Consider the following 17,354-nt stretch of genomic DNA (forward strand, 5'->3'; position numbering starts at 1 on the left):
TCAAACAGTGTTACCGCTGGCTGGGGCAAAAGCCTCCAGCACCAGCGTTATTATACCACCCTGCCCTGATCAGCCAAACACCCCGCCTACATAAATTACTGATTTTTCATTTATTTGACATGATTCACTTCCGGTTGTCGGCGAAAGTCATTTTATACTAAAGAAAAGGGTAACGGGCAGCTGCTGGGTCGGAACATACAGTGCAGTTCCTGCCCGTTTAATTTCCGGATGCAATGGTAGGATCAGGAGGCACTGCTTCCGTTGATTAGGGAAATCTTATGTGCCTGAATACGGCTGTATTCGAGATGGGATGCAATATTACAGATGCGCTCCAGTCGATCATGCAGCCTCGTGTAGGTCAGTCGATGAATACCGGACATTTCATCAAGTAGCCAGCGCTTGATGTAAGGGTTACAGGAAAGCCGGGCAAGATCGTCGTCATCCACTTCGTCAAAGAACCAGTACTGCTCCATCGGGACTACCTGAAATATCCACGGCCGGGGATAGTCCCCTGTGACAACCAAAAACCATGCAAGAAAGCATAGACACAGCTCAACGACCATAAGCATCGAAAATTGCGAATAACTTAGACCGGGCACATAGGGTGAACTATCCGCAACATACCCCCTGAGCAATTCCGCCACAAGGTAGCCCAATAGCGTCAAGGCCAGCATCAGGGTCAGGATTAATCCCCCATTAAACGCTACCGAAGCCTTTTGAACCCGATCAGGTGCTGTCCGGCTGCGATAGTTGGTCACTACTCTTTCTACAAGTGCCCTTATGGCAGCCTGTTCTTTACTGACATCAGCTCCGGAAAAACCGGACGGGCTTTTATTTAATTCAGTCATACCCCACTCCTGTTATGTGCTCTACTTAACAAACACGTAGATCATACAGAGCTCACGGACGCACTCCTGCCAGATAAAGGAGGGAATTTGGCTGTAAGACGGTTAGCCAACAGTTCAGGTTATGCGTGGGATCCGCCCAGTCAGAAAGGATTCCGTTAATAACAGGCAAGGTTAAAGGCAGATGGACGGTGAAATTGTGGGTGCTAAAAGGGGGTATTACTCTTTTTCCTGCATAGCGGTTTTTTCAGCCCGGGTGGCCAGACGAACATTTCCGAAAGGCTCACGGACAAGCAGTGGCTTCTCCTTCTTCCAGCCCCTGATAGCCGTTTCTCCAAACCGACGTGGTGCATTGCCGTTCCAGCGAGCAATCACATGGTTATCATGAATTTCAATAATGACAACGGGGTGGACAATGACCGTTGAAATGGTGGTATTTCCCATTTTGGTACGGGTTACAGACCAAACCTGCATCCCGGATTCCAGCTGGCTGATTTTCATATTATATCCTTAAGCCATCACGAACTGCGCCACAAACAATTAATGTGGCGCAATTTACCATAAACAATAAACATCAGATACCCGTGAAAAGATTTCCCTTTATTTTAAAATTCTTCTGGAGAAAAAATGATATTTCCAGAAGAGGTCAGCGAAATTCAGAAACGGCCATCACAATGGTGCTGCGCTGACGCTGGCGTTCTGCCTTGCGCTGCCTGCGGCGATAGATCTGTTTTGCGCTGACGTAAGGGCAGTCCTCACGGGTATACCAGCAGCAGCCGCAAGGTTCGGGCCGGGGTTTTCCGGCAAGTCCAAATGGTTTCATCAAGTCACCTTTTTAATGTTTTTAATGGAAAGATACTTACCTAACCCATTGTTTTATAGGAAATAACGTTGTTGCATAAACAGATACAGATAACCCTCAGGAGAAAACATGCAAAGGTTATCAGTGATAACCGCGTCCAGATACCGAGTGTCAGTCTGTAAACGTTTTATCACCAGAAAATGTGCTGCCGCAGCCTTAATGCCAGAACTACCGTTTACAACATTATGTATACCCGCTTTGAATAACGAACGAGCATGAATTACCTTTTCCCGGGCCGCTTCGATCTCAGCATTAATAACGCATTGCCGCGCCTGGATGACTGCCTCTCCGGTTAAATCGCGGAAATTCATTAGAGATGTGATCATGATTGACTCTCCAGATTATGTGGAATCATTATAACAACTGGCACCACGCCACAAATAACCTGAGATAAATTCTTTGAAATATTCCTATATATAAGGAATTACAGTCGGAAAAGAAACAATGAAATAGCGCCGACCGCTTAAAATCGATAAATTAAAATGGACGGCACTGGAATGAAAAACTGAAAGTAGTAAGACCGTAATTATCCTTCACGGATGTAAGCTTTAAAAGAGGAGTACTGGCAAAGCTTTGCCAAGTACTTCGGCGGTTGTGTCTACGATTTTACGGATGTCATCGATCTGCGAAGGCTTATTCAACACCACCGTAAAAAGCTCTCCTTCGTTATCAGCCTGCTCGCAGTTTCCGTATCGGCTCCCGTCGTACAGCTGCACAATACGTGACATAGAAGACTTTGTTTGTTTCATGGCTTTGCACCTGCTTTTAGGCAGTTTGGTTACTGGTTATCAGAAGCTGGTTTCATGCGCTTCCGGCTGGGACACGAACTGGTATTTGACGCCGCCAGGCACACCTACTGCTTCGGCAATAGAGTCGCAAAGCCGCGATAAATCATTTAGTGTCATCGGATATTCAATATCTACTGAATATAAAGCACCTGCATTTTCAGCATCTTCGATGTTTTTATACTGGGCACTAAATATAGCAATGGTCTGAATTTCGTGGTTATGCATGAACCGGTCCTTATTAAATTATAAAAGCCACCCGAGAGTGGCCTGAGTGGAAACTTAAATCTGTGAAGTATATTTGAGAGATTTTTTGCGATCCAGATGCCGGGCAACAATGGTTCCGATAACAAGTAGCGTGATGACCGCACTGAAGAAGGTGCTGTCAGGGACGCCCTGGAAAAAATCACTGAAACTGTAAACAATAAAAATCAATGCGCAAAAATAGAAAACGATACGAACATAAGGGGTAAAAAACATTTTCATCGGTTGCCTTCCATTCAGGGAGAATTCTCAGTAATTACATCACACCTGAAGAGAAACTATTTTCGTATAAATGAGCATTTTCGACATATCAGAGGGGGGTTTTACTCATAAATGAGGTAGTAAGGGTCACACTTGAGATGAAAGTTACTTTCCTGGCTGCGAACGAACTATCTCAAATGTTAGAGGTGTGCGTTCGCCTTAAGAGCTTCATGCCCTGAGGAGCTCAACTTGAGCCGATAGTATAAACCTGGCTCCAGATGCCTTACTGGCTGGCATAACTCCACGAGGCCCAGCCGGAACAGGACCGGAGAGCTCCTGCACGTCACATCATCAGGATTCCCCATAAACGTACGCCGTTCTCTGGCCCGTCTGAAATTGCCAGAGATATCATAGATCGTGCCGGATGCCATCCGTCTTAACACGTAAATCTGCGCCCTTGTAAGCTTCTGGGCGGAACTGCTTAAACCTGACATACCTTCCCGGCCTTATATAAAACAATCCGCCAGCAGCTCGACTGGCGGACAATGTTTGACTGGAAACAGCAAGGACATACTATTTGCTGACAAGTTTGATATTGGTTTCACTCATTCGAAGTCGAAACTCCTGAAAACCCTGCTCTACCGCTAACTCCAGCCACTCAACGGGAATGGTATAGCTACAATCAGACCCACCCAAAGCGGCATCACAAGCGTAATCCCAGTCCTCATCCAGTTTTGGATTCATCCCCTGGGCGTAAGCCACAGTATCGCGGGATGCGGGAGAGCCCTCAAGCTCAGCATTAGTGATCAGGTATACACCATGACTGTGCGCGAGAAGCACTTTTGGCACCAGATGTGTGCTGGCAATTTTTGAGGATGAGGGAAAGAAAACCCTACCAGCTTTACGCGCCTCTTCTTCAGTCTGTCCCTCAGCGTTAAGGAGGGCTCCCCCCGGATAGCATGCCGGGTCATAGATCTGATCTGGGGTGACCGAAAACGTTTTTGCGGTGCGAATTTCTTCGATCAGTTTATTGATATCTGCCATTTCAAATACGAGAGTGGTCACAGGCTTACTCTCCCTCTTCAGTGGACAACATCAGATACTTTGTTGCCAGCAGAAGCTCTCCCACATCCTTGAGGGACAATTCAGCTTTGCCTTCTACGGCAAGCTGCAAGCGCTGTCGAATTGCATGAACAGAATCTGAAGATAAAGATGCCATTTTGCGCAAAACGGCATTAGCCTTTTCTACAGCAGGATACAGAATTTCTGAGTTGGTATTATCTTCGTCATTATCAAAGATAATTTCAGAATCCATATTGATGTTATCTTCAAGCCAGCTTGAAAGCACTTCAAGTAATGACATCACCTTTTCAATTTGCATATCGCCTCCTCTGTTAACATGAAACAAATATAACAAAGTGGCTTACCCGGCTAATAACCTGAGCAGAAAGTTTTCGAACTTAGTTTGAAAACAAGTTTTCTGCTCAGGTTAATGTTAAAGTCGCTGGGTAAAAGATAAAAGGCACTGAAGATGATTTAAGCATCAAACAGACTAAATAGGATTCCGTCTTTTATAACGCTTTTAAAATAGAATGAATGAAATATAAATTTTGCGTTTAAGAATGAACGCTGTAGAGGATGATTTATCCTGTGATATGCAGTTTGTGGCCTTTAAAAAGGCTTTATTATGGACTTGAATTGCAAAGAGAGCACCGACATTTTTCTGGGGGCTCCCGCAGAGAAAAAGCTGTGAGGTTATGAAGACGTATAGGAGGTATTCGGCGAAATACTGTATGGCCACAGGAGAGCTTCAGCACCCATATCCTGCCGCCTCGCTCGCCTGTGGTGATTTCAATATGTTCTACGTCATACCACGTAGTTGTATTTCTCACTTTGTTTATGCTTCCTGACACCGCGTGAACGCAATCTTCGTCTGGATGCGTTCATAGATGGAAAACTGCCTTTCAATGGAATCGGCATTAGACAGTAATTCATGAAGCTCAGCAGAATCTGTATCAGGAACGATAGCGACAGAAACTCCATATTTACGCCCAGTTCTGATCAGGTGCGCAAGTTTTTCCTTCTCTGATTCTGTGAGCATTGCCAGATCCCTTCCGGATACCTGCTCGATAAATGGACCAAGGTTTTTCGGAAAAAAGGGTTCGGCATCAGAATTATGTACCGGGAGCGTTTGCGGCTTATCGAAGCTATTGGACATGAAAAGAACCTTTATAGTTAGAGAGGTGGAGACTGAATGCGTAGCCCATTAAAATTAGTAGTGCCACACTCGAATGCTAATCATACTTTATGATGGCTATGGTAGGAATGGCCGTCAACTTAAACCGCCAGAAGCGAGCCATTCACCGTTAAAGTAACTTTCCCGTATGATGTTCTTTTTATGGAATGAGTTGTTCACACTCCTCTTTAAGAGCCGCCCTGGAACGAGATCGACAGACTTTGCTTAATGAAGAGCGTAATTGATGTTCATCAACCCCATCAGCGACAAACTGACCAATTTTCTTTTCAAGACGCTGCATTGCCTCATAAAGCTTGGCATCAGTATTATTTTTAAGAAACCTCAGTATATAATCAGCAATAATTTGAACAGGAGTAAAGTTACACATCATGTATCCTTAATAAGTTGTGTAAAAATAAAACCATAAAAAACATAATCAGAAGTAGATTATTATACTTGAGTAAGCTTTTCAGCTAACAAGCTGGAGAAGCAGATTCCGGTAAATTACTACATATTTGATAAAAGTTACTGAATAAAAAAGCCCAGCGTACCGGGCTTTCATTCAATTTGATTCTAAGAATCTGACTCGCCGCCTGATTTTTATACCAAGAAGAGCGAACAAAACGCCAACGAATGCGACGGGACTACCTACTTTAAGACAATTAACCGACGCTTTTGAAAAGGTATGTGATTTAGACATACGTTTTTGCTCATAACGAATCGCAAGTGGTGAGACGGATTTATCTAAAGCTGTCTTTTCCAATGCATAACGAACTTTCACGGGAATATTTGACTGTAATACACCAGACATATACGCCCTAACAACATTCTGTGTTAACTTCACATCTGGCTTGCCGAGTTTTATATGTAGTTGCGCCTTTAAATAGTTTACAGATACCTCTTCGCCTGAGGGCCAATTACTATCATTTAAATATGCGACAAGTTTATCGTATTTTTCATGTTTTACATATTTCTTGATAACCTTTACAGTCGAAGCTGAAGTGGCATCAGTCTCTTCCGAACCTAAAGCAGATGTAAAAACTGACAAGCCGATAAGAAAAGCGCCAGCAATTAGAAGCATCGGGAATATCTCACCTATTTCCTCCCCCTTTAAAATTTTAAAGGCAGTTGAAGAAACTACTAATAGCCCCATAATCCCTAATAGCAACTTAGAATATGTAGTTAGGAAGCCTCCAAATGCATCGCCAAAATCCGAAACCACTAACTTATCTTCACCTTCAGATGAATTGAAGAATGACAAGGGCACATCAATATCAAAGTCCAGAACTGAAGGTGAGAGGTGTAATGACAGCAACCACAAGCAAAGACCAAAAATCATTATCAGCAGGCCCGCACCAAATATCGCGAAACCTGAATTTCTAATCTTTATAGACCGGTGAAAAAGAAATGACAGTTCACGGGAAAAATCGTCACTACTCTTAAGGTTACGCACCATGATCTACCCCTTTTTGTGTCAGTCGGGTGCGCAAATTCTCACGCATGGCAAGAACCTGTTTTTCTGTTTCCCTGAGCTTAATAGCCCCTTCTCTCTGGATTTTAACAACATCGCCAACCGTCTGGATAAGCGTATCCTGCACCTCTTTAAGGGTGCTTATATCAATAACCAGCCGTTGGTTTGCTTTCATAGTTTCTACTGCATTGCGATGCAGTAATTTTGCATTACTACGGAGTAACTCATTGTTGGCATTATCGATATCATTGGCAAGATTTACAGCGTTACGCTGTCCATTTAGAGAAATGGCTAACAGAAACTGACGCTTGAAATTAGGGACAGTAACCTCTTTGACGCTATGAAACTTGTCGATAAGACTTTGGTTATTTGCCTGTATAATCCGTACCATTGGCAATACTTGCATAGCAGACTGCTGAGAAACAACTAAATCGCCAATACGTTTTTCTAAATTAGCAATTAGCGTATCCAGATCAGATACTTCCTGGAACTTAGCAGGATTGTTACCAACATTAGCTCTGAGATTTTCTGCTTTTAATTGTAATTCTCCCAGCCTTAATTTACCGGCAGCAATATGTACACCTGTTAAGTGGTGTTCTTTAACGACTTCATCAAACATTTGCTGGAGCGAAATATTATTAGAACCGAGGCTATTCTGTGTAACTGAAACCTCTGAAACCAGAGCATCGATTTGTTCACGAGTTGATTCAAACTGTGCGGCGAAATTCTTCCCACGGGTGCGGATTTTATCCAACAAAGGGCCAATAACTGGCAGATTTGAACGACTTTCAGTTAAGTTCGAGATGTTTACATTTCTTGCAAGGTTGATAATTTCAGTTAATTTGCTCCCGGCTTCGTCTAAATCTTTATTGCGAATTTGCTCAAGCAGGCTATCCGCATAATTAGCAGTGTTTTCCCCCATTGCCCGGCCAAAACGATAAACTGTTCCTGGATCATCGGCATTAATGCATTCCGCGACGGCTTTAATCTCTTGTTCATCTTGCTCATTCAGCCCGAACTTTTCCAGTTCAGCGGAAGTCAAAGTAAAAGCAACAACCTCAGTTCTGGTGGTCAAATTATTAATCATTTTTGGAATCCCTCTAAATTTTGTCGCAGGCTTTTTAGAAGAGCCTCGTGGGCCTGATTAGCTTTTCTAACAATCGTAGGGTCAGTGTTATTTACTGATAACAGCGAAAGTGTGTGTTGCCGCCATACTGGAACCAGGACTTTTATAGTTTCGTTAAAGCGGTCAGCAATATCTATACAAGTCCCGCGAGTGATTTCCATCTGCATGGCGGCCATTTCATGAGACGCAAGCAGTGTTGCCAGGTTAGCTAAACGTCTGGCAAATCTTTCCCTCGGTTTATCGAAGACAAGGCTTAGATCGTCACTATTTTTTTCTTCGGTAGAATCCCTAAGGAACTCATGGCCTGCCTGGATAAAAATTTTAAGGCGTTTGATTTCTGACACATATGTTTCAAGCAGCTCTTCTAAAGCCAGTAGCGTCTCATTCACATGTGTCAGATATCCGTTCCCCTCATTAATAAGATTTTCCACCTTCTCACGTGCGTGTTGGTAACGAACGCGCTTTTCAAGGTGTTTGCCCGTAAAGCGGGAAAACCAGGATGGATTGCTACTGATAGAACGTGGATCTGCCTCCGCTAAGGCACTTACGATACGGTTCAAGGCTCCTGATAAAGCGGTAACTGCGTCTTTCTCCAGAAGATTTGAATACTTATCCATAGCCTTCGAAGATAAAGCCGAGTCGCCGTAATGGCTTATTGCCCCAGCATTAAGCAGAAGACCGGGTATAAATTCTTCTTTGAGTTCTGCTATCGATATGTTGCTGCTGTCAGTTGAAACGTTCATTTTTGCCTCAAAATGGTTATCCATGACAGCCTATCATTTACCGTTCTGCTGATTTTTCGGTTAAAGCGCCAAAACCTGGGTTTATCCGTTTTCGAGGCAAAAAAATAGAATCTGATCCTCACGTAACCCTTTGCCATTCTGATTAAAGGAGAAGTCCCCTACTGTCTGTGCACTGAATTCAGCACTGGATGAAGTTAGGACATGAAGTGCACATAGATCCCCTGCTTGACCTACCAATCACCGCCTTCAATGTTTAGATCTGGTGACCTTACAGCGACCATTTCTCTAACCGGATGGTCATTGTTGTCGTGGCTGCTCCCCAACAGCAGGCTTACCGTTCCGCTGGCAGAGTAATACATCGCGTCAGGAAAGTGCTCCCTGACCTCCTAAAGCAATTTGTTCATGCTGTTAGTTAAACGATAAAAGCGTCGGGCTGCGTTCGGCATAGCTTCTTCCAGGAGGTCAGAAGCATCAATCTCACGGCCGTTTATAACGCGGAGAATATCTTGCTCATCCATAGGTTACTCCCAGGCAATAAATCAAAGTGGCCAGGCAAAAGGAGACTCGCCTGGCATCAAAAAGAATAAAAGGTCGTTACGAACTGATAATGATGGCCTGGTCAGTTTGAGGAAGTCGGTTTCCTCTGATGAATGCTGGATGGCTTAAACGAGCAGATGACATGGTCATCGCCAGAAATGTCTCTTCACGCGAACGCAGCAATTCCCCCCATGAATAGGTTTCCCATACGTCGTGGGAAAGATCGGATTCCTTTATGTACCTTGACTGCATTGTTGGTTCAAAATCGACGGGAGCTAGACTGTCATAGGATGGATGTACACGGTACCCCAATTCTTCCTCCCTCTGATGGTATGCATGTGCCAAAAGGACATCATGGGAGACCAAGTCATAGTCTTTGTCCTGAACGAGCGTTTTTACGGTATGACTAATTTTTCCAAAGCCTTCAATTTCCCAGATTGTTATCATTGTGAACTCAGTTAAAGTCCGTGGGCTTTTTACCAGAAAGCCATTTAATGCACGTCGCCCCTTCAACATGACAACGTGGTAGGACTTGTTGGGATAAGGTTTCATTGCCACCAGCGAATCAGCTTTAAGCTCAAGTGACAATTCAGGTACAGAAACTGACACGAGAGTACACTTGTTTTTCATATGGTGAAGAATACGGGGCACAAGATGCAGATACATCATTTTCTCCTTTGAAGGATATACCAGGCAGCTCCTCAGCAGCATCAAAATATTTAAATCACTCTTTAATTAGTAAACCACTGCTGATTAACTTCTTTTATGTTTCACAGAAATTATTCGTTTTGTTTCTGTTCGTTATACTGCTCAAACCAGAAGACGACCGGTTTTTCTACAATATGAAGCAACCCAAAACGTTCTGCGGTACGGAAATTCACGCTATATGCGCGAGCCCGTTCAACCTGTTTGGTAATTTCTTTTCTCATTCCTTCAACACTAAAAGCTCCTTTAAAAAGGTTGCAGGGGGCGCATGATGGAAATAAGTTTTCTATAGCATGCAGTTCAGGGTGCATAACCTTACCCGTACTTCGGGCAACATGAGTTACGCCGCTGCCGACAGGGGCTCTCACCAGTTCAAAGTCGCGTCGAACAGGCTCAACATGATCGGCATGCCACCCTTTTTCAGGAAGCTTGCAACCACAATAGGCACAACGCCCCCCAAATTTCATTCGCAGCTCAGCTCGCTGTATTTTAGAGATCTTATTTTTAGGTTTTGAGAACCTACCATCAGGTGATTCAGCTTTGGATAACTTTGCTGAGGGCTCAGGTAATTCAACTAAATTCCCGTTGATATTTATCACCTTGACCATATCATTTTCCGCCTTTACTAAGCTCACGGGCACAGGAACTGGCTTAAGTAACCGCTAAAGATAACAGCCACTGACTGCATCTACCCAGACCTTCTGTTTATACTCAATAGGCCACCCCTCTTTATCTGCCCGGATGACGCAATCATTTACCGTGGTGCGTGACCGGATACGAGGCTTTGTTGAATAAATCAGATTTCGGGTAAGTCTCCCCCGTAGCGGGTTGTGTTTTCAGGCAATACGCACGCTTTCAGGCATACCTGCTTTCGTCATTTTGTTCAGCGCTCGTACCAGGGCCATAGCCTCCGCAACCTGACCATCGTAGTCACGCAGCGTCAGTGAACCCCCGAACAGCTGTTTTACCCGGTACATCGCCGTTTCCGCTATCGAGCGACGATTGTAATCTGTTGTCCATTTCCACCGCGCATTACTCCCGGTCAGCCGCTGATTCGCAACAGCACGGTTACGGTCTGCATATTCACCGGGCCAGTAACCCGCACCTTTTCGGGGCGGGATAAGCGCGCTGATTTTCTTACGCCGCAGTTCATCGTGACAGAGCCGGGTGTCGTAAGCGCCGTCTGCCGATGCTGCCCTGATTTTTCTGTGAGTCTGCCGGATAAGACCCGGGAAGGCTTCTGAGTCCGTCACATTGTTCAGCGACAGGTCTGCACAGATGATTTCATGTGTGTTGCTGTCAACTGCCAGATGCAACTTTCGCCATATACGACGGCGTTCTTTGCCGTGTTTTTTGACTTTCCATTCGCCTTCACCAAAGACCTTCAGCCCGGTGGAATCAATCACCAGATGCGCGATTTCACCTCGGGTGAACGTTTTGAAACTGACATTAACCGACTTTGCGCGCTTGCTGACACTGGTGTAATCCGGGCAGCGCAACGGAACATTCATCAGTGTAAAAATGGAATCAATAAAACCCTGTGCAGCCCGCAGGGTCAACCTGAACACGCGTTTAATGACCAGAACGGTGGTGATGGCGAGATCAGAATAGCGCTGAGGTCTTCCCCGTGATGAAGGCGTTGCCGACTCATACCAGGCCTGAATAGCTTCATCATCCAGCCAGAAAGTTATGGAGCCACGGTTGATGAGGGCTTTATTGTAGGTGGGCCAGTTGGTGATTTTGAACTTTTGCTTTGCCACGGAACGGTCTGCGTTGTCGGGAAGATGCGTGATCTGATCCTTCAACTCAGCAAAAGTTCGATTTATTCAACAAAGCCTCATAGAAGTAAAACTCAGTTAAATGAAGATCGTTTTCTTTCACGTATGCCGCCAATTTGCGGATACGCTGTTCAAGCATTGTATCTATCCGTAAGGAAACACTCTGCGGAACGTCACTTGCAAATTCATTGATACAATCAACGGTAGAAACTATGAATTTATTGGTCATGGCAGGCTCCAGGCCACCGGGGAAACCGGTGGCTACGGTAATTGGCAGGCTTAAGCGCCGCAAAGGGTGTCAAGGGAAGGGAGAAGCTTGCTCAGCTTGTCGTAATCGAGCGGAGACAGTTCTGTAACGAGTTCGACCGAAAGACTAGTGTTGTCTTCTTCACACAGAATATAGATTCCGTCTTCTGGCTCTTTTCCGGCACATGCCTTCAGTCGTTTGTTAACGACCTCCTGGGCTGAATCCGCTACGTCGCAGCTCAGGACATAGCTTGCCACATAGCTGCTCTCACCGTGGTAATGCGTCACTTTACACAGAGCATACTGGATACCGGCTTTGTGAGCCTCATTCATGAGACGAGAAAACTGACAGCCATCCTGGTAATAGTGGGTATCCTTTGTGACCAGAATAGTCATACCCCCAAATTCATCTGTCCGGCTTTTACTGCATGTAAATGCAGCAGTAATTGTTACCATTTCCGAGAGGTCGAATACCGACAGCACGGCAGTTGTGAGGCAAATTGCATGGTCAAGATCAATGGTCTCTCCATGAAAAACTGCCAGCCCACTGCTGGTAACTTCTGTTGCGAACAACAGTTCATAATTGCAGTCTGGGCAGGATGGTTGCCCAAAGCTCGGCTCAGAAGGGTCATACTCAGGGTGGTTCTCGATAATACTGAGGATCAGCTTCTCAGTCAGAGAACAATCTGTCAGTGGCTTATCAAGCAAACGCTCACCTTCTGCAATTTCTGCTTCGGTAACGAATGTGATTGCTTCTTGTGCCATTTTTGCCTGCTCCTGAGTGCAGGGAATAATAAACGACGCCTGAGTATAATTATCTGCCACAGTTGACTCCTTGATTATTTAATTAATGTATTTGATGAGAAGATCATAACAAATACACTAATACCAACTAATAACCTGAAGGCGTTTTTTTAGAAAAAATATTAAGAAGAAGAATATGAACACTACCTCATCTTAAATTAATATCATTCAGGATTAATATTCATTTTTTGCAAATAAAAACCGCCAGACGGCGGCTTTTATAAAGAGGGAAATATCATTGGAAGTTGAAATTACTTCACGGCAGGCCGACAAATTACGCGACTGCTGTGAGCTGAAGCGAAACTTGTAGAGGAAACTATAATCACCTTTTCTAAGTCGTCGGCACTGTCAGCAATATGATGCCGGAAAGCCTCCTCTGCATCACCAGGGGAGTCGGCTTCGACCAGGTAGGCCTGATCATCATCATCAAACATAATGCGCCCGGAAATGAGATAAAGTCGGCTCAAATCTGGCGTTGCTGCGCTCGTGCTTCGTTCGTTCAGATTCATTTTTTCTCCGTCTGTTGCTCGTAAAAAGAATGACGCCGGTTTAAAAGGCGTCGCCAGGGTTCGGGCTAAAACGCAGGGTTGCCATCGAGGAAGCTCATTGGCTGGCCAATAGCGGATGCCACCCTGAGAATTTCACCTGGTGTGGCATAACGCAGCATTTCAGAGCGTCCAAATTTCTGATACTCATCTACTGACATCTTTCTCCACTCTGGGTGAGGATCTTTTCCGCACAGTGACCAGTTGCTTTCAGAGGAATCACGACGGAGAACGTACACATCAAGCGAGGCTGTAAGCCCACTTCCATATCCCCGCTGCGCTACAATACGAACCTGAGAACCATCGTCGCGTTGCAACGTCTGGGTTAATTTCGTGATAGGATCCTGAGAATGCATGCCATTTACCTCGTTTTCAAAAGATTTACCGTAAGTAAATGATACCGAATCGAGAATTCTGGCTAATAGGTCAGAAGAAAAAATAATGAATATTTTTGAAGTGTAGGATAATGATTAGAATAAAATGGCCTGAATAAATCGCTAGCGGTTAAATCCGCTTATTTCAGAGAAGCTCTGATTTAGTAGTTAGGGAAAACGATGCGGTGAAAAGTAACTTTTACACCGCAATTCAGAAAAAAGTTTCAATTAGTCACATTACGAATAACCCGGCTTACTTTCGCATGTGCGTTCCCCTGGATGTTAAAGTAAAGCCCCTCAGGCAGACTCGTCGCCCACTTAACTCCTCGCTCAGCCATACGCTTCGGTGTTTCCAGCCAACCACGAGGAATATTGCCCGTAACGTCACCGATAACCCGTGAAATGCATGCTGCTACCCGGATGCCGCCGGGAATATCGCATTCGGATTCAACAATATGCATAACCTCAAATAAAGCACCATGCCGCTGGACATGATCGCCAATGTGCAACTCGATAGGAGAAACCATTTCTGTATCTGACTTCATATCTGTCCACCTTTAATTTAGAAACCGTCTAAATTACCAATATAGTTAATGTACCGGATGTTAATTCAACAAGTTCTGTATCACAACCATCAGTTTTTTTTGTTGGGTCTATATCGGAGAAACAAGTGAATATTGAATACACTCGTTAATACAGACAACCGGAAATGAATGGCACCCTAATTATCTCTGCGGCGTATGCTAAGCCGTTAATATTGTCATTTTATGGTAGAAACAATGCAAAATGAATAAACCGCTTGTCGCTTCAAACCACTTTATCAAAACCGTTAACTTGCATTAAGCCCGATACAGTTCGGCGAGCTCGTCCAGCATGGGGTTACTCTTATATCCCGGTGCGGCCGTAAAAAGGTTTCGGGAAATCGCCAGCCATTCCATGATTTTGTCCGTCGCCAGCCAACGTCTGCCAAGTCGCTCGGCTGCGATGGGAACTTTATGCAGGCCAGCGAAGGGATCTACAACAAGATCTCCCGGCTCTGTCAAAAACTCAATCAGAAACGCTGCAAGCCTGGTAGGAGACGTTGCACCATGCAGCGGAAAACCTAGCTCGCGGGCAATGGAATGGCAAAATCTCGTATCAGCGCAGCTATTGCCGTAAAACAAAGTATTTTTGGGGATCGTTCCTTCTGTTTTATTTCCAAAGGATCCGCTTTTAAGCTGGTACGCCCCATCACCATAAAAGGTCGTGCGATTTTCACCGCCTGCTGCCTGCAATTTAAGATGCTGCTCTGAATGCGGTTGCAGTACACGTAAGTTGTTTGAACGAACCTTACTCGCATCATTGGTAAACCACAGCACAGGCTCATACGATGAGCAGAGCTGCACTCGTTGCTTACATGCCCAGTGCGTTGGCGATGGGGGCTTACTGCGATTCACCCACTGAAGCCTGTCCATGAGCTCAAGCCCCAGCTTGTCACATAATGCCAGTGTCAGACGCTCCAGATACAGAGAACGTGAAGGCCTGCCCCTATTAAAGCTATCTTGAGTGATATTCAATGCCACACTTGCGCCGGGTACAAGCTGTTTCACGATCGGTTCGAGGATACGCAGAAGCCAGTCAATATAAACCTGCTCGCCACGCCCCCCGCCATGCCCGTAGTCTCTTGAATTTCGAAGGAGGTAAGGCGGCGAGGTCAGGCAAAGATGAATTTGCTCTGTGATATTGCTGAAGAAGGCATAGGCGTTTCCAAAAACCGATGCCCCAAGAGAAGTTGAGAAACCGACAACACAGAGCTTTTCCCATGACTCGTGTAGGTTTGTTTTCGTCTTAGAGGAGTATCTCCAGACGCCCCGTTTTTCTGGAACGCGTTCGATGACTCCGGCCTGCCGAAGAGTCTGCTGAAACCAGCGTACTTTGTGTTTGACGCCGCTGGTTCTGGTTTTATCTGACCCAAATTCTTTCAGTTCGTGCAATTCGGCATCCGACATGCCAGTTTCACGCTGCACTTCGCGATAAAGCTCGTCGTTGCTCAACGGCAATTCGGAGGCTGCGTAGATCCGTGCAATTAAATCCGTAGAAATCGTGCTCATCAGCCATCCTTAATGGAGATGCAGTTTAAATATCGGCCTGATGGTTGGAAGGGGGATTACTAAATCAAACCGATCTGTTTATTTATAGGCTTTGTCAGGTCATGCAGCACAGCTGGGCATGCGCAAAGAGACCCAGTCTTCTTTAGCGGAGACACCTTCAAAAGTTGTACTCAATCAGCCCCAAGATTTTGAAACTCAATGTGCTTTTGCTCACACTCCTCCCTGCCCCACGAGCCCTGCCATTCACAGATGTCCCGGTACTTAATTTCCAGCTTATCCATCTGTGAGAGGTTAGCTGTTGCGAAGTCTGGCCATATGTCGTGCCAGCATGCGTTGTACGTGACGCCTGCTGGTGGGCAATACATCATTGCATCAGCATGGATAATTTCAACGCGAGGATCGTTTGCAAACGAGGCCGCAACGAGGTTAATAACGTCCTGTTCTTTTTCAATTACTGTTACATGGGTTACATCTTCTTTTTGAAGAATGGCGTGAAGCACCATCCCCAGACCAAGACCATTAATGAGCACGCGCCCGGTGGCTCGCTCTAAAAAATCCTGGCAGGTTCTGATCTCCATCGGGGTATTGGACATCACCACATCCCAGCCGTTGGACAAACGCCGATATCTACCGGGCGGGATAAACTCGTCTGTATTACCTGTATACTCGGCACGAAGGGCGAGGCTCATCGCCTTATCTGCGGTAATTTCGAATGTGTCCAGTTTCCAGGTTCCGGACGTGCCGTCTTTAACGGGTAAATCAGAAAAGCAGCTCTTCATCAAGGCAACCAAAATTCCAGTAATGTTGTTACGCTGAACCTATCACAAACCTGCTCTTAATACAGTTATCAGGAGTGACAGCGATCTTTGAGGAATCGTTTAAATCACGGGCATCCTGTAGCGGACGCCCGATATTTAATCAAATGTCGCAGGTGTTAAAGGAAGCGTTGCAAAGTTGCAACGTCTTCTGGAGCAACCTCCACGCAGCTCCTGACACTGTAGTGATTTTCGCCGTTGTAGTCGTAAACCCCACCGTCTTCAAAACTCAGCTGTTCAAGCTCGCCATGGCACTCTGAAATGAGTGCCGTCTGGCAAGCATTTTTCTCACAATCGCTGACGAGTAACCGAACATAGCTATTCTCATGGTCGCCGTTTCGGTTCTGGATTTTAACGATAAAGTGTTTTTCAGACATTTGTGCCTCCAGCACAGTTTGAGGTTAATTTAGCGTTGCCCCGGCTCACCGGGGCAAGAATAAATCAACCCTTAATGAAACTGTGCCCCCAGGTGTTAGGCTTAAATGCCTGCTCTTTGATATATGTTTTCATTACCTTGCAGGTTTTTTTCAGGGCTTTGGTATTGGCATCGGTTACTGAGATAAAATGGCGAGAATAACGGTTTTCCCGGTATTGCTTATCAGCGTTTGGGTCAATTGCTTCGCTTTGCAGGAGTCCTTCGTGCCTGCCAATTACTATTACGTAGTTCATTTCACCTGAAACACGATCCGTGAGTAATTGAATGGAAATATCAGTCGCTCGCGTGGCCTGGCTAGCAGAAATTTTTGCATGTAAGAAAGCTCCCTTTCGAAAGTTGGCCGGAGTCAAACCTGTAATATCCTCGGTGCTAAAATTAAGTGAAGATAGAGTTGAAAATAAATCACAGCTAATGACTTCAGTATTATTAGACATAACCCGGCTCCGCTCATATTCATGTTAAGGTAATTATATCAGGTTGATAGCATTACC

The 17,354-nt window shown here is 45.1% G+C and carries 26 protein-coding genes; all 26 read right to left on the reverse strand.

The annotated features are described in order from the left end of the window. Positions 1-242: 242 nt before the first annotated feature. Positions 243-848, reverse strand: coding sequence for a hypothetical protein (locus tag L2Y28_RS23770; RefSeq protein ID WP_000137794.1), 606 nt, complete (start codon positions 846-848; stop codon positions 243-245). A 216-nt stretch (positions 849-1,064) separates the two neighbouring features. Continuing rightward, positions 1,065-1,346, reverse strand: a complete 282-nt coding sequence (locus tag L2Y28_RS23775) for a hypothetical protein (protein WP_000703842.1) — start codon at positions 1,344-1,346, stop codon at positions 1,065-1,067. Between the two features lie 145 nt (positions 1,347-1,491). Beyond that, positions 1,492-1,668 (reverse strand): hypothetical protein, encoded by a 177-nt coding sequence (locus tag L2Y28_RS23780; protein WP_000802040.1) that lies wholly within the window; start codon positions 1,666-1,668, stop codon positions 1,492-1,494. Positions 1,669-1,721: 53 nt separating this feature from the next. Continuing rightward, entirely contained in the window at positions 1,722-2,033 is a 312-nt protein-coding gene (locus L2Y28_RS23785) for a hypothetical protein (RefSeq protein WP_000633161.1), read from the reverse strand. Between the two features lie 222 nt (positions 2,034-2,255). After that, on the reverse strand, positions 2,256-2,456 hold the full coding sequence (locus L2Y28_RS23790) for a hypothetical protein (RefSeq protein WP_000814953.1): 201 nt from the start codon (positions 2,454-2,456) through the stop codon (positions 2,256-2,258). A 39-nt stretch (positions 2,457-2,495) separates the two neighbouring features. Beyond that, entirely contained in the window at positions 2,496-2,720 is a 225-nt protein-coding gene (locus L2Y28_RS23795) for a hypothetical protein (RefSeq protein WP_000551490.1), read from the reverse strand. A gap of 54 nt (positions 2,721-2,774) precedes the next feature. After that, the gene (locus L2Y28_RS23800) at positions 2,775-2,978 is read right to left on the reverse strand and encodes a hypothetical protein (RefSeq protein WP_000781547.1); all 204 of its coding nucleotides are present in this window, start codon (positions 2,976-2,978) and stop codon (positions 2,775-2,777) included. A gap of 552 nt (positions 2,979-3,530) precedes the next feature. Then, positions 3,531-4,022: a DUF3085 domain-containing protein gene (locus L2Y28_RS23805; protein ID WP_001371932.1), complete on the reverse strand. Its 492-nt coding sequence runs from the start codon at positions 4,020-4,022 to the stop codon at positions 3,531-3,533. Between the two features lie 4 nt (positions 4,023-4,026). Next, on the reverse strand, positions 4,027-4,338 hold the full coding sequence (locus L2Y28_RS23810; RefSeq protein WP_001165367.1) for a DUF957 domain-containing protein: 312 nt from the start codon (positions 4,336-4,338) through the stop codon (positions 4,027-4,029). 516 nt (positions 4,339-4,854) lie between these two features. Beyond that, positions 4,855-5,175 (reverse strand): hypothetical protein, encoded by a 321-nt coding sequence (locus L2Y28_RS23815; RefSeq protein ID WP_000071366.1) that lies wholly within the window; start codon positions 5,173-5,175, stop codon positions 4,855-4,857. 178 nt (positions 5,176-5,353) lie between these two features. Then, positions 5,354-5,581, reverse strand: a complete 228-nt coding sequence (locus L2Y28_RS23820; protein ID WP_000336109.1) for a hypothetical protein — start codon at positions 5,579-5,581, stop codon at positions 5,354-5,356. Positions 5,582-5,755: 174 nt separating this feature from the next. After that, the gene (locus L2Y28_RS23825; RefSeq protein ID WP_000252081.1) at positions 5,756-6,649 is read right to left on the reverse strand and encodes a hypothetical protein; all 894 of its coding nucleotides are present in this window, start codon (positions 6,647-6,649) and stop codon (positions 5,756-5,758) included. Next, positions 6,639-7,751 (reverse strand): toxic anion resistance protein, encoded by a 1,113-nt coding sequence (locus L2Y28_RS23830; RefSeq protein WP_032666269.1) that lies wholly within the window; start codon positions 7,749-7,751, stop codon positions 6,639-6,641. Before L2Y28_RS23830 ends, L2Y28_RS23825 begins: the two co-directional genes overlap by 11 nt. Beyond that, a complete protein-coding gene (locus L2Y28_RS23835; RefSeq protein WP_000368643.1) occupies positions 7,748-8,557 on the reverse strand; it encodes a toxic anion resistance protein in 810 nt (269 codons plus the stop codon). The genes L2Y28_RS23830 and L2Y28_RS23835 overlap by 4 nt, the downstream gene beginning before the upstream one ends. A 570-nt stretch (positions 8,558-9,127) precedes the next feature. Next, a complete protein-coding gene (locus L2Y28_RS23840; protein ID WP_001371923.1) occupies positions 9,128-9,739 on the reverse strand; it encodes a DUF6012 family protein in 612 nt (203 codons plus the stop codon). Between the two features lie 110 nt (positions 9,740-9,849). Further along, on the reverse strand, positions 9,850-10,383 hold the full coding sequence (locus L2Y28_RS23845; RefSeq protein ID WP_000241452.1) for an HNH endonuclease: 534 nt from the start codon (positions 10,381-10,383) through the stop codon (positions 9,850-9,852). A 228-nt stretch (positions 10,384-10,611) separates the two neighbouring features. Beyond that, positions 10,612-11,580, reverse strand: a complete 969-nt coding sequence (locus L2Y28_RS23850; RefSeq protein WP_016151349.1) for an IS5 family transposase — start codon at positions 11,578-11,580, stop codon at positions 10,612-10,614. Between the two features lies 1 nt (position 11,581). Further along, the gene (locus tag L2Y28_RS23855) at positions 11,582-11,782 is read right to left on the reverse strand and encodes a hypothetical protein (protein ID WP_022646497.1); all 201 of its coding nucleotides are present in this window, start codon (positions 11,780-11,782) and stop codon (positions 11,582-11,584) included. Positions 11,783-11,832: 50 nt separating this feature from the next. Then, positions 11,833-12,624, reverse strand: coding sequence for a hypothetical protein (locus L2Y28_RS23860; protein WP_000774871.1), 792 nt, complete (start codon positions 12,622-12,624; stop codon positions 11,833-11,835). A gap of 230 nt (positions 12,625-12,854) precedes the next feature. Further along, positions 12,855-13,112, reverse strand: coding sequence for a hypothetical protein (locus L2Y28_RS23865; RefSeq protein WP_001052325.1), 258 nt, complete (start codon positions 13,110-13,112; stop codon positions 12,855-12,857). Between the two features lie 65 nt (positions 13,113-13,177). Beyond that, entirely contained in the window at positions 13,178-13,504 is a 327-nt protein-coding gene (locus tag L2Y28_RS23870; RefSeq protein ID WP_000556022.1) for a hypothetical protein, read from the reverse strand. 242 nt (positions 13,505-13,746) lie between these two features. Continuing rightward, positions 13,747-14,067 carry a hypothetical protein gene (locus L2Y28_RS23875; RefSeq protein WP_000834113.1) on the reverse strand — a complete coding sequence of 107 codons (321 nt, stop codon included), beginning with the start codon at positions 14,065-14,067 and terminating at the stop codon, positions 13,747-13,749. 294 nt (positions 14,068-14,361) lie between these two features. Continuing rightward, positions 14,362-15,612 (reverse strand): site-specific DNA-methyltransferase, encoded by a 1,251-nt coding sequence (locus tag L2Y28_RS23880; protein ID WP_000104393.1) that lies wholly within the window; start codon positions 15,610-15,612, stop codon positions 14,362-14,364. A 170-nt stretch (positions 15,613-15,782) separates the two neighbouring features. Then, a complete protein-coding gene (locus tag L2Y28_RS23885; RefSeq protein WP_000833775.1) occupies positions 15,783-16,391 on the reverse strand; it encodes a hypothetical protein in 609 nt (202 codons plus the stop codon). Positions 16,392-16,546: 155 nt separating this feature from the next. After that, entirely contained in the window at positions 16,547-16,804 is a 258-nt protein-coding gene (locus L2Y28_RS23890; RefSeq protein ID WP_001290639.1) for a hypothetical protein, read from the reverse strand. Positions 16,805-16,868: 64 nt separating this feature from the next. Beyond that, a complete protein-coding gene (locus L2Y28_RS23895) occupies positions 16,869-17,297 on the reverse strand; it encodes a hypothetical protein (RefSeq protein WP_000069824.1) in 429 nt (142 codons plus the stop codon). Positions 17,298-17,354 lie beyond the last annotated feature (57 nt).

Origin of the sequence: Enterobacter sp. JH25 (assembly GCF_021725435.1) — a bacterium.
In the GTDB taxonomy this organism is placed as follows: domain Bacteria; phylum Pseudomonadota; class Gammaproteobacteria; order Enterobacterales; family Enterobacteriaceae; genus Enterobacter; species Enterobacter intestinihominis.

Excerpts from the sequence above, each read along its gene's own strand:
- L2Y28_RS23770 (WP_000137794.1), bottom strand. The coding sequence starts at position 848 with ATGACTGAATTAAATAAAAGCCCGTCCGGTTTTTCCGGAGCTGATGTC.
- L2Y28_RS23775 (WP_000703842.1), bottom strand. The coding sequence starts at position 1,346 with ATGAAAATCAGCCAGCTGGAATCCGGGATGCAGGTTTGGTCTGTAACC.
- L2Y28_RS23780 (WP_000802040.1), bottom strand. The coding sequence starts at position 1,668 with ATGAAACCATTTGGACTTGCCGGAAAACCCCGGCCCGAACCTTGCGGC.
- L2Y28_RS23785 (WP_000633161.1), bottom strand. The coding sequence starts at position 2,033 with ATGATCACATCTCTAATGAATTTCCGCGATTTAACCGGAGAGGCAGTC.
- L2Y28_RS23790 (WP_000814953.1), bottom strand. The coding sequence starts at position 2,456 with ATGAAACAAACAAAGTCTTCTATGTCACGTATTGTGCAGCTGTACGAC.
- L2Y28_RS23795 (WP_000551490.1), bottom strand. The coding sequence starts at position 2,720 with ATGCATAACCACGAAATTCAGACCATTGCTATATTTAGTGCCCAGTAT.
- L2Y28_RS23800 (WP_000781547.1), bottom strand. The coding sequence starts at position 2,978 with ATGAAAATGTTTTTTACCCCTTATGTTCGTATCGTTTTCTATTTTTGC.
- L2Y28_RS23810 (WP_001165367.1), bottom strand. The coding sequence starts at position 4,338 with ATGCAAATTGAAAAGGTGATGTCATTACTTGAAGTGCTTTCAAGCTGG.
- L2Y28_RS23815 (WP_000071366.1), bottom strand. The coding sequence starts at position 5,175 with ATGTCCAATAGCTTCGATAAGCCGCAAACGCTCCCGGTACATAATTCT.
- L2Y28_RS23820 (WP_000336109.1), bottom strand. The coding sequence starts at position 5,581 with ATGTGTAACTTTACTCCTGTTCAAATTATTGCTGATTATATACTGAGG.
- L2Y28_RS23825 (WP_000252081.1), bottom strand. The coding sequence starts at position 6,649 with ATGGTGCGTAACCTTAAGAGTAGTGACGATTTTTCCCGTGAACTGTCA.
- L2Y28_RS23830 (WP_032666269.1), bottom strand. The coding sequence starts at position 7,751 with ATGATTAATAATTTGACCACCAGAACTGAGGTTGTTGCTTTTACTTTG.
- L2Y28_RS23835 (WP_000368643.1), bottom strand. The coding sequence starts at position 8,557 with ATGGATAACCATTTTGAGGCAAAAATGAACGTTTCAACTGACAGCAGC.
- L2Y28_RS23840 (WP_001371923.1), bottom strand. The coding sequence starts at position 9,739 with ATGATGTATCTGCATCTTGTGCCCCGTATTCTTCACCATATGAAAAAC.
- L2Y28_RS23845 (WP_000241452.1), bottom strand. The coding sequence starts at position 10,383 with ATGGTCAAGGTGATAAATATCAACGGGAATTTAGTTGAATTACCTGAG.
- L2Y28_RS23855 (WP_022646497.1), bottom strand. The coding sequence starts at position 11,782 with ATGACCAATAAATTCATAGTTTCTACCGTTGATTGTATCAATGAATTT.
- L2Y28_RS23865 (WP_001052325.1), bottom strand. The coding sequence starts at position 13,112 with ATGAATCTGAACGAACGAAGCACGAGCGCAGCAACGCCAGATTTGAGC.
- L2Y28_RS23870 (WP_000556022.1), bottom strand. The coding sequence starts at position 13,504 with ATGCATTCTCAGGATCCTATCACGAAATTAACCCAGACGTTGCAACGC.
- L2Y28_RS23875 (WP_000834113.1), bottom strand. The coding sequence starts at position 14,067 with ATGAAGTCAGATACAGAAATGGTTTCTCCTATCGAGTTGCACATTGGC.
- L2Y28_RS23880 (WP_000104393.1), bottom strand. The coding sequence starts at position 15,612 with ATGAGCACGATTTCTACGGATTTAATTGCACGGATCTACGCAGCCTCC.
- L2Y28_RS23885 (WP_000833775.1), bottom strand. The coding sequence starts at position 16,391 with ATGAAGAGCTGCTTTTCTGATTTACCCGTTAAAGACGGCACGTCCGGA.
- L2Y28_RS23890 (WP_001290639.1), bottom strand. The coding sequence starts at position 16,804 with ATGTCTGAAAAACACTTTATCGTTAAAATCCAGAACCGAAACGGCGAC.
- L2Y28_RS23895 (WP_000069824.1), bottom strand. The coding sequence starts at position 17,297 with ATGTCTAATAATACTGAAGTCATTAGCTGTGATTTATTTTCAACTCTA.